Origin of the sequence: Saccharothrix sabaoui (assembly GCF_051756985.1) — a bacterium.
GTDB lineage: Bacteria > Actinomycetota > Actinomycetes > Mycobacteriales > Pseudonocardiaceae > Actinosynnema.
This window is the reverse complement of record NZ_JBPKJK010000078.1, coordinates 13,931-27,316: the sequence shown is the minus strand read 5'-3', so window position 1 is coordinate 27,316 and position 13,386 is coordinate 13,931. Positions and strand designations below refer to the sequence as shown.

12 protein-coding genes are annotated in these 13,386 nt (G+C 73.3%); 10 read left to right on the top strand and 2 right to left on the bottom strand.

Going from position 1 to position 13,386, the window contains the following annotated elements:
• Positions 1 to 781: 781 nt before the first annotated feature.
• Genes ACR807_RS23615 through ACR807_RS23580 form a run of 8 tightly spaced genes read left to right on the top strand, consistent with a single transcriptional unit; the run spans position 782 to position 8,123 of the window.
• A complete protein-coding gene (locus tag ACR807_RS23615) occupies positions 782 to 1,336 on the top strand; it encodes a type 2 periplasmic-binding domain-containing protein (RefSeq protein ID WP_438923570.1) in 555 nt (184 codons plus the stop codon).
• Complete coding sequence (locus ACR807_RS23610) at positions 1,333 to 2,223, top strand: branched-chain amino acid aminotransferase (RefSeq protein ID WP_438923569.1); 891 nt, start codon at positions 1,333 to 1,335, stop codon at positions 2,221 to 2,223. Before ACR807_RS23615 ends, ACR807_RS23610 begins: the two co-directional genes overlap by 4 nt.
• A 23-nt stretch (positions 2,224 to 2,246) precedes the next feature.
• Entirely contained in the window at positions 2,247 to 3,500 is a 1,254-nt protein-coding gene (locus tag ACR807_RS23605; protein ID WP_438923568.1) for a DUF6421 family protein, read from the top strand.
• Positions 3,501 to 3,504: 4 nt separating this feature from the next.
• Complete coding sequence (locus ACR807_RS23600) at positions 3,505 to 3,672, top strand: hypothetical protein (protein WP_438923567.1); 168 nt, start codon at positions 3,505 to 3,507, stop codon at positions 3,670 to 3,672.
• Complete coding sequence (locus tag ACR807_RS23595) at positions 3,669 to 4,643, top strand: DMT family transporter (RefSeq protein ID WP_438923566.1); 975 nt, start codon at positions 3,669 to 3,671, stop codon at positions 4,641 to 4,643. The genes ACR807_RS23600 and ACR807_RS23595 overlap by 4 nt, the downstream gene beginning before the upstream one ends.
• A gap of 14 nt (positions 4,644 to 4,657) precedes the next feature.
• Positions 4,658 to 5,863, top strand: coding sequence for an ATP-grasp domain-containing protein (locus tag ACR807_RS23590; RefSeq protein WP_438923565.1), 1,206 nt, complete (start codon positions 4,658 to 4,660; stop codon positions 5,861 to 5,863).
• Between the two features lie 20 nt (positions 5,864 to 5,883).
• On the top strand, positions 5,884 to 6,867 hold the full coding sequence (locus ACR807_RS23585; protein WP_438923564.1) for a TauD/TfdA family dioxygenase: 984 nt from the start codon (positions 5,884 to 5,886) through the stop codon (positions 6,865 to 6,867).
• Positions 6,867 to 8,123: a 3-deoxy-7-phosphoheptulonate synthase gene (locus ACR807_RS23580; RefSeq protein WP_438923582.1), complete on the top strand. Its 1,257-nt coding sequence runs from the start codon at positions 6,867 to 6,869 to the stop codon at positions 8,121 to 8,123. The genes ACR807_RS23585 and ACR807_RS23580 overlap by 1 nt, the downstream gene beginning before the upstream one ends.
• Positions 8,124 to 8,140: 17 nt before the next feature.
• On the opposite strand, the gene ACR807_RS23575 is transcribed toward ACR807_RS23580, so the two are convergent.
• The gene (locus ACR807_RS23575) at positions 8,141 to 8,518 is read right to left on the bottom strand and encodes a DUF4267 domain-containing protein (protein ID WP_438923563.1); all 378 of its coding nucleotides are present in this window, start codon (positions 8,516 to 8,518) and stop codon (positions 8,141 to 8,143) included.
• A 107-nt stretch (positions 8,519 to 8,625) separates the two neighbouring features.
• On the opposite strand from ACR807_RS23575, the gene ACR807_RS23570 reads away from it, so the two are divergent.
• Positions 8,626 to 9,330 (top strand): TetR/AcrR family transcriptional regulator, encoded by a 705-nt coding sequence (locus ACR807_RS23570; protein WP_438923562.1) that lies wholly within the window; start codon positions 8,626 to 8,628, stop codon positions 9,328 to 9,330.
• 108 nt (positions 9,331 to 9,438) lie between these two features.
• Entirely contained in the window at positions 9,439 to 10,824 is a 1,386-nt protein-coding gene (locus ACR807_RS23565) for a PP2C family protein-serine/threonine phosphatase (RefSeq protein ID WP_438923561.1), read from the top strand.
• 70 nt (positions 10,825 to 10,894) lie between these two features.
• Here the strand turns inward: ACR807_RS23565 and ACR807_RS23560 are convergent, their stop codons facing one another.
• A complete protein-coding gene (locus ACR807_RS23560; RefSeq protein WP_438923560.1) occupies positions 10,895 to 13,204 on the bottom strand; it encodes an Orn/Lys/Arg family decarboxylase in 2,310 nt (769 codons plus the stop codon).
• Between the last annotated feature and the right edge of the window lie 182 nt (positions 13,205 to 13,386).

The window sequence follows — 13,386 nt, the reverse complement described above, 5'->3', positions numbered from 1 at the left end:
CCATTCACGCGGTGAGGGGTGCGTCGTCCCGCGACCGGCAACGGCGGCGGGCCGGGCGACGTCGAGCCCGAGGGTGGCGCTCGCGCACGACCACGCAACGGCACCGCCCGTGATCGGGCGGCCGGTCGGCGTTCACCCGATTGCCTATTGGCTTCGTGTGAAACTTTTGGGAGAGTGGGTCGCGGGGGAGTTCGTCATGGACCGGTACGGGGGCCGCGTCCGATCCTCTTCGTTGTCCGGTTCGAGTCGGTGAATAGCGGAGATCGCCTTCCCCGGGTGGACGCGATCTCCCGGCGTTTTCGTGTGAGGCAGCCCGCGGTGGCGGGCCTGGGGGGTATCGGTTGTCCATGTCAGACCAGATGAGTGCGTTCGTCGCCGGAATACCGGTCCTGCGAACGGGGTGCTGCGCCCTTCCCGGACGAGGTCGAGGTCAGCCCGCGCGTCGGGTAGTGCCTGGTCAGCTCGTCGCGGGTGGTCGCGTGCGCTCCCGGGTGCGGATTTCCGCAGGTATTCCGCGATCCTGACCGGACGACCCGCGCATCGGGGTTGTGTCGGTTCACGAACTGTTCGGCGGTGATCGCCGTGCCGCTTCCCGGTTTCGCGCGCACGCGCCGGAACAGTTCCCGGGCAAAACCGACATTTCCCTCTCCATTGCCGTTGTCCGCGATTCCGTGGGCGCGGCGGATCGGTATGCCCGAAAAGCGGTCGATGAATCGAGCACCCGTGGTCCGACGCGGCCGATCGCCGCGCGTACCGCGCTAAATCACCCTAAGGAATGCCGATGACGTCTGTGGCCACCACGACGGAGAACGCCCTGACCAGGATCACGGAAGTCCACACGCTCGGCCCGGCGGGCACGAACTGCGAGCAGGCCGCCAGGGTGTGGCTGGCCAACCGCGGGGTGGAGGGCGAGGTCCGGCTGCACCGCACCCTGGAGACCGCCGTCGAGGAGATGTCCTACGACGGCACGCACGCGCTGCTCGGCTGCGTCGTCTACCCGGACCTGCACACGCTCGTGTTCAGCAACCTGCACCGGCTCGTGCTCGCCGACATGTTCATCATGCCGACGTTCAACATGCTCCTCGCCGCCCGCGAGCAGCGGGAACCGGCCACCGTCTCCACCCACCCCGCGCCGCAGCACCTGGTGCCGGAGGGCATGACGAGGGTGATCACCACGAGCAACGCCCAGGCCGCCTCGGACTGCGCGAACGGCCTCACGGACGGCTGCATCACCACCCTGCCCGCCGCGCGCGAGCACGACCTGGTGGTCCTGCGCGACTACGGCCCCGTGCCGATGGGCTTCACCATCCACGTCCCGGTCGGGACGGCGGGATGAGCGGCGGCCTCGACGACCGCGACGGGTGGATCTGGCTCGACGGCGCCCTGGTGCCGTGGCGCGACGCCCGGCTGCACGTGCTCAGCCACGGCCTGCACTACGCCAGCAGCGTGTTCGAGGGCGAACGCGTCTACGACGGCGTCGTCTTCCGCCTCACCGAGCACAGCACCCGACTGCTCGCCTCCGCCCGCGAGATCGGCCTGACCCTGCCCGTCGGCGTCCCCGAGCTGGACGCGGCGACGGCGCAGGTCGTCGAGGCCAACGGCATCGAGCAGGGCTACGTCCGGCCGATCGCCTGGCTGGGGAGCGACAGCCTGGGCATCACCGCCCCGCGGGCGACCGCGCACGTGGCCGTCGCCGCCTGGGAGTGGCCGCACGTGTTCTCCCCGGACGCCAAGCGGCACGGCATCACCCTCGGCACCAGCGAGTGGGTGCGCCCGTCGCCCAGGATGGCGCCCACCGCGGCCAAGACCGCCGGGCTCTACCAGATCTGCACGCTCGCCAGGCGGGCCGCGGAGGCCGCCGGGTACGACGACGCGCTGCTGCTGGACTACCGCGGCTACCTCGCCGAGGCGACGGGGGCCAACCTGTTCCTCGTCGTCGACGGCGCCCTGCACACCCCGACGTGCGACTGCCTGCTCGACGGCATCACCCGCCAGACCGTGCTGGCGCTCGCGCGGCGACTGGGCATCGAGGTCGTGGTCGGGCACCTGCTGCCCGAGGCGCTCGACCGGGCGAGCGAGGTGTTCGTCACCGGCACCGCCTACGAGGTGCAGCCGGTCCGGTCGGTGGACCACCGCGAGTACGGCGTCGGGCCCGTCGCCTCGCGCCTGCTCGACGCCTACGACGACCTCGTCCACCGGCGGGTCACCGCCGGGGCGGTCTGACCCAGCGACCCCAGGGGGAACGCATGATCGAGATGTCGGCGGCCGAACGCGAGGCCGTCAAGCTGCTGTCCCAGCGGGTCATCCCGCTCTGCAACGAGATCCGCGTCCGCCAGAAGCTCGACGGCCGGATCGCCGACCCGACCGACCACGACCGCGTGCTGGTGGAGGAGCTGCTCGACGTCGCCGTGGACGTGCTGGACCGGATCGGCGACGACGGGTCCGCCGCCGCGTTCGCCGCGGACACGCGGGCGTGGCTCGACGCCGGGCTGGGCACCGTTCCCCTGTTCGACCGCGTGCGCGACGCCGTCGTGCCCGCGCCGGACGGCGCGCTGGGCGTGTTCATCGGCCCGCTGCTGATGACCAACTCCGAACCGCCCGTCCGCCGCGGGTTCGAGGCGTTCGCCGTGCGCCGGCAGGAACCCGAGGCGCTGGCCCTGATGTCGCAGCGGTTCCCGCACCCGAAGAACATCTGCCAGTCCGTGCAGCTGCTCGTCGGCAGCGACGGCATCAGCAGGGGCAACTGCATCGTGTTCTTCCCGGAGAACATCCCGGCCGCGGTCAAGCCGGACAAGCAGGAGTTCGCGATGTTCTTCTTCAACAAGTTCCGCCGCATCTACCAGGCGTTCTCGGTGCCCGCGGCCCGCGCGCTGCTCACCGCCGACTCGCTGCCGATGGTGTCCGGGGCGCTGACGCCGGAGGAGGTCTACGAGGCCCGGTCGCTGTGGGGGTACCTGCACGACTACTTCCACCACCAGGGCCTCAAGCCGTTCGACGAGCACATCCAGGTGAAGATCAACTGGTTCGTCGGCCTGCTGGAGGAGATCAAGGTCGACAGCCAGAGCCTGCTCACCTGCGCCGAGGGCGGTGTCCCGTTCGGTGACGCGGTGATCGAGATGATCCTGCTGGAACGGCTGTTCCGCTACCCGCTCGACCCCAAGGCGGAGCGGGTCTTCGACTCCGGCACCGGGGTGCTGCTGTACTCCTGGCTCAGCGAGCACGGCGCGATCACCCCGGCCGGCGACGGGAAGCTCCGGATGTCGATGCCCGACGTGTACGCGGCGCTGCGCGCCCTGGTCGACGCCATCGAGTCGATCGAGGCGACCGTCACGGACGACGACGACTACCGGGCGACGGCGACGGAGTTCGTGCGGCGCTACCTCCGACCCGGCGCGGACAAGGACAAGTTCGCCTTCACCGAGGAGCAGGAGGTGCTGCGGCGCTACCGGGGCACCGCCGAGCGGGTCCCGGCGCTGAGCTTCGGCGTAGGGGAGCTCTGACCCGGTGCGCGTGGAACGGTGCGCGGCCGACCCGGCGCGGGTCCGGTGTCGGCGCGGTGGCCGGCGGCAGGACGGGCAGCGGCAGGGCGGGCAGTGGCACGGCGGCCAGTGGCAGGGCGGGCCGCGGCACGGCGGGCAGTGGTGCCGCGGCCAGTGGCGCGGGGCGTCGTGAGCTGGCGGGCCCTCCGGGTGCCGGTCATGGCGGTGGGCATGGTGGCCCTGCTGACCGGCGGCTGGGTGATGTCCGGACGGCTGCTGGCGCAGCTGCCGCCGTTGACGGTCGCCGGCGTCCGCACGCTGTTCACCCTGCCGGTGGTCATCGGCCTGGTGCTGGTCAAGGCCAGGTACCGGAAGGCGTCCGTCGTCGCGCTGCGGCGACCGGTGGCGCTGGCCAAGCTGGCGCTGCTGGGGTTCTTCCTCTACTCGGTGTGCACCGTCTTCGCCATCACGATGATCGGGGCGTCCGCGAGCGGCATCCTGGTCGGCCTCATGCCCTGCCTCACCCTGGTCATCGGCGTGGCCGCGTTCCGGGAGCGGTCCACGCCCACCAAGTGGGTCGGGACGGTCCTCGCCGTCGCGGCGTCCGTCGTCTACGGCCTGCGCCACGGCGTCCCGGTCGGCCTGGCGCAGGCCACCGGCTGGACGATCGCGCTCGGCGTCGGCCTGGCGCTGGCGGGGACGTTCTTCTACTCGCTCTACGGGTTCGCCTACCGGGCCGAGATGGGGGACCTGCCCTCGCTCGCGTCCCTGCCGGGGATCGCCGGGGTGGCGACCCTGATGCTGGTCCCCACCGCGCTGCTGATCGGCGAGGACCTCTGGTCCCTGTCCCTGGCGCAGCTCGGGGCGCTGTTCCTGCTCGGGGCGGTCTTCACCGCGCCCGTGTACGTCCTCTCGCACGAACTGGTGCTGGTGCGCGGGCCGCTGTTCACCGCGTCGGCGGCCGTGTGCCTGCCCTTCCTGGTGCGCAGCACCGAATGGGTCCTGGGCGTGGCCCCGGTGTTCACCGTGTTCGAGGTGACGCTGTTCGCGCTCGCCGCCGCGGGCGTGCTGCTCGTGGTCCGCTCGGGGGACCCGACTCGACGGCCGGACGAGGGCCGTGCGCTGAAAGGGGAGAAGTCATCGACAGACCGAGGATCGGACTGATCCACGCGCGGCCCGTGCTGCCGTGGGTGTTCGAGGCGCACGACCGGGTCGGCTGTGAATTCGTCCTCGTGCCCCGCCCCGGCGAGGTCGTCGACGACGTGCCGGACGGCGTCGTCGACGTCCTCCGCTGCGACGTGCTCGGCGACCCGGCCGACGCGCTGCGGGCGCTGCGGTCCTACCGCGACGAGCACCGGCTCGACGGCGTGTTCACGATGGACGACCCGGCGGTGCCGATCACCGCGGTGATCGCGGCGGAGCTCGGGCTGCCGGGCATCTCGCCCGAGGCCGCGGTGAACGCCACCGACAAGCGGGGCGTGCACCGGCTCCTGCGCGCGGCGGGGGCCCACACGCCCGCGTCGGTCGCCGTGCCCGTCGCGGCCCAACCCCCGCCGCTGGGGGACCTCCGGTTCCCCGTGGTGGTCAAACCCGCGTCGGCGTACGGCAGCATGGGCGTGGTCCGGGTGGACGACCCGGCCGACCTCGCCGAGGAGCTGCTCCGGGTGGAGGAGGTGGCCCGGCGGGACCTGCCGCCCGAGTCCGCCGCGCGCGGCCTGCTCGTCCAGGAGTACGTCGACGGCCCCGAGTTCGCGGTGGAGAGCTTCGTCCGGCGGGGCCGGACCTACGTCCACTCCATCGGCTACAAGGGCGAACCGCGCGGACCGTACTTCGAGGAAGGCGTCTACCGCGCCCCGGCGAACCTGCCCCCGGACGTCCGGTCGACCGTCGTGGAGCAGATCGGCCTGGTGAACGAGGCGCTCGGGATCGAGAGCGGACCGGTGCACTCCGAGCTGCGCCTCCGCTCCGACGGGACGCCGTTCGTGTTCGACGTCGGCGCCAGGATCGGCGGCTCCGGGGTGTCGCACTTCATCGTCCGGCACAGCACCGGGATCGACTTCATCGGCAACGCGCTGCGCGTCGCCCTGGGGCGGGAACCGGTGGGGCTCACCGACGAACCGCGGATCACCGGCTACGCCAGCAACTACATCGTGCCGTGCGGCGGCGCCGGGGTGATCCGGGAGATCGCCGGTCTCGACGAGGTCGCGGAGCTGGACTGCGTCGAGCTGACGCCCAGGTTCCTGTTCCCCGGCGACCTCGTCCGGCCCTACCCGGAGTTCTCCGGCAGGCCCGCGTTCGTGATGTCGGTGCACGGCAGCGAGGCCGAGATGATCGCGTTCGACGACCACCTCGACGAGAAGATCTCGATCCACTACCACGACTGAACCACACCCGGGGGGAAATCATGACGTTGAACCTGCACGCGTCCTCGGTGCGCGGCATCGTGCTGACCGCGGCCGACCGCGCACTCGTGGGGGAGCTGGCCGACGGGCTGAGCCGGGTCGAACCCCGCCTCGTCGACGCGCCGGAGTGGGTGGCCGCCGCGCGCCGGACGTCGGCGCGCCTGCCGGCGGCCCTGCGGGAGGCGCTGCGGGCCTTCCGCAACGACCCCGGCGACACGGGGGTCCTGGTGATCGGCAACCTGCCGATCGCGGCGGACGACCTGCTGCCGCCGACGCCGACCGTGATGAACTCCGTGCAGCGGCAGGCGACCGGAGCGGCGGCCGTCAGCGTCATGGTCGACCTCTACCTCGGCGAGCTGGTCTCGTTCCGCGAGGAGAAGTTCGGCGCGCTGCTCCAGGACGTCGTCCCGGTGCCCGGTCGGGAGGAGTTCCAGGGCAACGCCGGGTCGACCCGGCTCCAGATGCACGTGGAGAACGCCTTCCACCCGTTCCGGCCGGACTACCTCTCGCTGTTCTGCCTGCGCAACGACCACGACAACGTCGCCGCGCTGGCAACGGCCTGCGTGCGGCAGGCGGTCCGGCTGCTCCCCGAGGCGACCCTGGCCGTACTCGCCGAGGACCGCTACGTCACCGAGGCGCCCGCCTCGTTCGGCGCGGCCGGCGCCGCGGCCAAGGCCCACGCGGTGCTCGTCGGCGACGTCGAGGACCCGGACGTGCGGGTCGACTTCGCGAGCACCCACCCGCTCGACCAGGCCGCCGGCACCGCGCTGGACGCCCTCGCGGACGCGCTGGCCGCCGTCAGCACCTCCCTGGTGCTGACCCCCGGCACGATGGCCCTGGTGGACAACCGGATCACCCTGCACGGGCGGTCGGCGTTCACCCCGCGCTACGACGGCCGGGACCGCTGGTTGCAGCGCGGCTTCGTGCACCTGGACCTGCGCCGCTCGCGCGCCGTGCGGCCGGGCAACGGGAACGTGCTGACGTGATGCGGGACCAGGGCACGCTGGTCGACCTGCCGGACCGGGACGCGCCCGGGTTCCCCGGCGTGTCGGCGGCGTTGGCGAAGCCCGCCGCCCGGCAGCCCCGGTGGTCGGACGACGAGCACGCCAGGTCCGTCCACGACATGCCGGCGAGCGCACCGCCCGTCGTCCCGGCCGCCGAGGTCGACCGGCTCGGCGCGCACCTCGCCCGGGTGGCGCGTGGCGAGGCGTTCCTGCTCCAGGGCGAGGACCGCGCGGAGGCACCCGACCCCGGTGCCGGTGACCCCGGTGCCGGTGACCCCGAAGCCCGGGTCACGGCGAACCTGCGGACCCTGGCGCAGGCGGCGCTGGTCCTGACCTACGCGTCGGGTCTCCCCGTGGTGCAGGTCGGCCGGTTCGCGGGGCGGCACGCCGGGCCGCGACCACCCCTCGCCGACCCGGCCGGGCAGGCGGCGGACCGGTCACCCGACCCCGCGCGCATGGCCCGGACCTACCTGGACGCCTGCTCCACGACGACCCTCGTGCGCGACCTGACCCGGTCGGGCTTCGCCGACCTGGCGCGGGTGAACGAGTGGAACCGCGAGTTCGTCCGCACCTCCCGCTGGGGGGTGCGCTACGGGGCGCTGGCGGACGAGGTCGACGCGGGCCTGGGGTTCGTGCGCGCGTGCCGCGTCGACACCGGGGCGCTGCGCGGGGCCGAGGTCCACACCTCGCACGAGGCGCTGGTGCTGGACTACGAGCGCGCCATGCTGCGCACGGGCACGGGGCTCTACGACCTGTCCGGGCACTTCCTGTGGATCGGGGAGCGCACCGCCCGGCCCGACGGCGCGCACATCGCCTTCGTCGAGCTGCTGGCGAACCCGATCGGCGTGGGGATCGGCCCGACCGCGACGCCGGACCTGGTCGCGGAGTACGTCGCCCGCCTCGACCCCCGGTTCCGGGCGGGCAGGGTGACGCTGATGGTCGGGATGGGCAGCGACCGCGTCCGCACCGCCCTGCCGCCGATCGTGGAGGCGGTGACCGCGTCCGGGCACGACGTGGTGTGGCAGTGCGACCCGCTGCGCCGCAACGCGCCCGGCGCGAGCCGCTTCGACCGGGTCGTGGACGAGGTGCAGGGCTTCTTCGAGGTCCACCGACGCCTCGGCACGCACCCCGGCGGCATCCACGTCGAGCTGACCGGCGCGACCGACCGCGGTGGTGACCCGGACACCCCGCAAGCCCTGGACCTGGCGTTCCTGACGGGGGAGGTGCTGATGGGCTGAGGCCGACCGGGGCCCGGTCACGCGACGAGCAGCAGCACGCCGATCACCAGCATCACGGCGGCGGTGCCCCCGTGGACGCCGTAGGCCACCGCCCTCGGTCCCTTGCTGCGCAGCACGATCAGCGCGTCGCCGACGGGGATGCCGGTGGCAGCCAGCATGAACCAGCCCAGCACCTGCGGTGTCGCCGCGAGCACCAGGACGAGGACGAAGACGCCCGAGGCGATGTCGCGCACCGCCTTGACGGACAGCCACGCCCGGAAGGTGCGGTCCTCGGTCGGCGTGCCGGGGATGCCGAAGCCCGCCGCGGCCCGCGGCGCGACGAGGGCGCGCACGCCGATGACGATGATGCCCGCGCCGATCAGCAAGGCGAGCGCGGTGGCGGTGGTGGTGAGCACGAGTGGGTCCTCCCCCTGGACGGCGGCACCGCTTCCTAGCGGCGCTAGCAACGACAGCAACGCTACGTTGTCGCCGACAGGATGTCTAGCGTTGCTATGATGCCGCCATGTCCGCCATCAGCGAGCGCCGCGAACGCGAACGCGCCCACCGCCACCGGCTGATCGTCACGGCCGCGCGCGAACTCGCGGAGACCGAGGGCTGGGAGTCGGTGACGACCCGGCGGTTGGCCGACCGCGTCGAGTACAGCCAGCCGGTGCTCTACAGCCACTTCAGCGGCAAGGACGCCATCGTGGGCGCCGTCGCGCTGGAGGGGTTCGCCGAACTCGCCGCCCACCTGCGCCGCGCGCGGCAGGCCGCCGCCCACCCCGACCCCGCCGACCCCGACCCCGACCCCGCCGCCGCAGACGCCGACCCCGACTCCGCCGCCGCAGACGCCGACCCCCCAGACGCCGACCCCGCAGACCTAGACGCCGCAGACGCCGGACGGGCCCTGCGCGCCGTCTGCCGCGCCTACCTGGAGTTCGCGACCGGGCACCCCGCCCTGTACCAGGCCATGTTCGTCCTGCCCACCGACCTGCGGTTCGCGAGCGCCGGGACGCCGCCCGCGATGCGGGCCGGGTTCGACGAGTTCGTCCACTGCTTCCCGCCGGGCGCGCGGCGCGAACTGTTCGCCGAGGTCACCTGGAGCGCGCTGCACGGCATGGCCGTCCTGGCCGACGGCGGCCGCATCCCCCCGGACGGCCAGGAGGGGCGGATCGACCTCCTCGTCACCCGGTTCGCCGACCCCCCGGCGGAAACCGCCACGCCGTAGGGACCGAACCCGACCGGGCGGGAGGACCGCCTCGCCCGGCGGGGAGACTACGGTGGGCACCTGCCGGTCTTCACGGGTCCGGCGAGGGGTGCCCCGGACGGATGACCGGTGGTCGTCACGAAGGGGTTCGTCGTGGCTGTGGTCAACGGTGTGCGCTTCCCCGGGGGGTTGCGGGAGGACGGCTTGCCGGCGGCGCTGTCGGACCCGGCGCGGCTGGCCGCGGTGCGGGCCACCGGCCTGCTCGACACCGCGGCGGAGGAGGCGTTCGACGACCTCGCGCAGATCGCGGCGGCCACCACCGGCTGCGCGCGGGCGTTCATCACGCTGGTGGACGACCAGCGCTCGTTCTGGAAGTCCTGCGTCGGGGTGACCCCGCGCGACCCCGCGCAGCGCCACACCCCGGTGCGGGACAGCTTCTGCTACTTCCTCGTCGGCCTGGCCGGTGAGCGGTTCGTGGTCGACGACGCGGCGACCGACCCGCGCACCCGCGACCACCCCTCGGTGGTGCCGATGAGCATCGGCGCGTGGGCCGGCTACCCGGTGCTCGGACCGGGCGGCGAGGTGCTGGGCAGCATGTGCGTGATCGACGACGAGCCCCGCCGGTGGCGGCCCGAGGAGCTCAAGACCCTGGCCACGCTCGCGCGGGCGGTGGGCAACGAGCTCAACCTGCGCCAGTCGCTGATCACCGCCCGTACCGCCCTGGACACCGCCCGGACCGCGCTGACCGCCTCCAGCCACCTCGCGCGCAGCCTCCAGGACAGCCTGCTGCCCCCGACCCTCACCCCCGTGCCGGGGCTGGAGGTCGCCGCCTCCTACCTGCCCGCGTACGGCGACCGGGTCGTGGGCGACTTCTACGACCTGTTCCCCACCACCGGGCGGTGGTGGGCCACCGTGATGGGCGACGTGTGCGGGCACGGCACCGAGGCCGCCAAGGTCACCGCGCTGGCCCGCTACACCCTGCGCGCCGAGGCCACCCGGCACGCGTCCCCGGCCACCGTGCTCACCAAGCTCAACACCGCCATGCTCGACCAGCGCAGCGACCGGTTCCTCACCGCCGTCTACGCCACCTTCCACGCCACCCGCGGCGGCATCGCCGGCCGCCTGGCCCTCGCCGGGCACCCGCCCGCGCTGATCCGCCGCGCCGACGGCCGCGTCCAGCCCGCCGGGCGCACCGGCACCCTGCTCGGCGTCGTGCGCGAGACCACCCTCACCGACACCCGCTTCCGCCTCGCCCCCGGCGACACCCTGCTGCTCTACACCGACGGCGCCACCGAGGCCCGCCCACCCGTCGACGGCGACGGCGACGGCGAACGCCCCCAGTTCGGCGAGGACACCCTCGCCCGGGTCCTGGCCGAGTGCCGCGGGATGGACGCCCGGCAGACCGTCACCCGCCTCGGCGACGCCATCACCGAGCACGACCGAGGCCGCCCCGACGACGACACCGCCCTGCTGGCGCTGCGCGTCCCGCCGGACCCCGGTCACCGCACGCCGTGAACGGCCCGGCGACCGGCGGACCGCGACCGCCGCCTCGCCGCCGCGCCCGGAACGGCCTCCGCCGACGCCGCTACCCGGTCACGCACGAGATCCAGTAGCCGCCGTCCTGGTGGCGCACGCCGTGGGTCTCGCTGGCGAACCCCGGGAACCGCCGGTCGAACGCCTCCAGCACGCGCAGGTAGCGGAGGAGCGCGCCGTCGGGCGAGCCGACGCGCTCGCCGGGCACCAGCACCGGGATGCCGGGCGGCGTGGTCGTGACCTGGGTGGCGACCACGCGGTCGGCCAGGGCGTCCAGGGCGACGAGTTCGGTCTCGCCGCGGATGAAGCGCTGGTGCGCCTCGGCGGGCGTCATCACCGCCGTGGGCGGCGTGGGGCTGGTGAACGCCTCGTTGAGCAGCTGCACGACCTTGGCGTCGGCGAGGGTGTGGTGCATCTCGGCGCACAGCTGCGGCAGCGTCAGCCCCCGGTACCGCGCGGGGTGGGCCTTCACCAGGTCCGGCAGCACCTCGCCCAGCGGGGCGCCGTCGTCGTGGAGCTGCTTGAAGTCGGTGAGCGCGTCGAGCAGCGTGCCCCACTTGCCCTTCGTGATGCCCATGGAGAACAGCACCAGGAACGTGTAGACGTCGGTCTTCTCCACCACGATCCGCCGGGTCTCCAGGTACGCCGTCACCACCCGGGCCGGGACGCCGAACGCCGACACCCCGCCGAGCGCGTCGACGCCGGGGCAGGTGACGGTCACCTTGACCGGGTCGAGCAGGCAGAAACCGGGTTCCAGGTCGGGGAAGCCGTGCCACTCGGCACCCGGCTCCAGCGCCCAGCAGCCCGGGTCGGTGCGCAGCAGGTCGAGCGGGGCCTCGTGGAACGGGACGCGCTCGTCGGTGACCTCGGTCGGCTGCCACACGCCGAAGAACCACGGCGGCCGGTCGCCCGCCTCGGCCAGCCGCCTGCCGAGCCGGATCATCGCCTGCCGGAACCGGACCGCCTCGGTGATCGCCTCGGTGGTCAGCCAGTTCCCGGCCGGGCCGTCCATCATGCCCGCCGCCACGTCGCACGAGGCGATCATCGGGTACAGCGGCGACGTGGTGCCGTGCATCATGTACGTCTCGTTGAACCGGGACCGGTCGAACGGCGCCTTCCCGCCGGACTTCACGTGGATCATCGCGGACTGGGACAGCGCGGCCAGCAGCTTGTGCGACGAGTGGGTGGCGAACACGGTCGGGCGCTGCCCGTCCGGCGTCCCGTCGCCGTCGACCGCCATCCCGTAGCGGCGCGCGTAGAGCGGGTTGAACCGGCCGTAGGCGAACCACGCCTCGTCGAAGTGCAGGGTGCGGGTGGACGCGCCCAGCAGTTCGGCCACCCGGGTGGTGTCGTAGCAGAGGCCGTCGTAGGTGGAGTTCGTGATGACCGCGTACGACGGGTCCGGGCGCACCGCGCCCGCCGCGATCGGGGTGCGCCCGACCTGCTCGCGCACCGCGTCCGCGGTCAACCGGTGCGGCGGGACGGGCCCGGTGATCCCGTAGCCGTTGCGGGTGGGCACCAGGTAGACGGGGCGCGCGCCGGTGAGGACGACGCCGTGGTTGATCGCCTTGTGGCAGTTGCGGTCGAGCAGGGTGATCTCGTCGTTGGCGACCGCGCTGTGGATGATCATCCGGTTGGACGTCGACGTGCCGTGCAGCACGAAGTAGGTCTCGTCGGCGCCGAAGATCCGCGCGGCGTTGCGCTCGGCCTCGCCGACCGGGCCGGTGTGCTCGAACAGCGAGCCGAGTTCGCCGACGGACACCGAGATGTCGGTGCGGAACAGGCGTTCGCCGAAGTAGTCGAAGAACGCCCGACCGACCGGCGACTTGAGGAACGCGATGCCGCCCGCGTGGGCCGGGGTGTGCCACGAGTACGGGTGGGTGTCGTCGAACCGGCGCAGTTCGCGGAAGAACGGCGGCAGGACGTGGTCGAGGTACTGGCGCGCGGCGAAGTCGACGCGGCCCGCGATGAAGTCGGGCGTGTCCTCCAGCAGCCAGATCCAGCCGTTGACGACCTCGGAGACCCACAGCGGCGTCTCGTCGCTGTAGTCGCCGGTGGTCAGCAGGAACACGGGCAGCCGCGAGGAGAACCGGTCCAGCAGCATCCGCAGCACGCCGCCCGGGACGGCCGGGCCGCCGGCGGGGGGCTGGAGCGGGCCGCCGACCAGTTCCCAGCTCACCACGGCGGCGGTGAGGTCGGCCTGGGCGGTGATCGCGGAGGCGGCGTCGGCGGTGGAGTGCACGACCATCACCTCGTACCCGCAGTCGCGCAGGTGCGCGCAGACCTGCGCGACCTTCGCCGCCGGCACGGTGCTGTCCTCGGTCGGTCGCTCGGTGGCGATGAGGATGGTGGACCGGGTCACAGGATCAGCTCCCTCGCGCGGCGTGTCCGTCGAGCGTAGGAAGCCGCGGCGGCCCACCACCGCACTGTCACCGGAACGGGGAGCCCCCCTTACCCGACCGTGTGACGGCCGCGATCGGGACGGCGTGCGTCCACTCGCGACCGCCGCCACCGGGGGCGACGTGCCCCCGGCGGCGGACCGGT

Bases quoted from the DNA above. Each gene is read 5' to 3' on its own strand.
- ACR807_RS23610 (WP_438923569.1), top strand. From the start codon at position 1,333: ATGAGCGGCGGCCTCGACGACCGCGACGGGTGGATCTGGCTCGACGGC.
- ACR807_RS23605 (WP_438923568.1), top strand. From the start codon at position 2,247: ATGATCGAGATGTCGGCGGCCGAACGCGAGGCCGTCAAGCTGCTGTCC.
- ACR807_RS23615 (WP_438923570.1), top strand. From the start codon at position 782: ATGACGTCTGTGGCCACCACGACGGAGAACGCCCTGACCAGGATCACG.
- ACR807_RS23580 (WP_438923582.1), top strand. From the start codon at position 6,867: ATGCGGGACCAGGGCACGCTGGTCGACCTGCCGGACCGGGACGCGCCC.
- ACR807_RS23585 (WP_438923564.1), top strand. From the start codon at position 5,884: ATGACGTTGAACCTGCACGCGTCCTCGGTGCGCGGCATCGTGCTGACC.
- ACR807_RS23570 (WP_438923562.1), top strand. From the start codon at position 8,626: ATGTCCGCCATCAGCGAGCGCCGCGAACGCGAACGCGCCCACCGCCAC.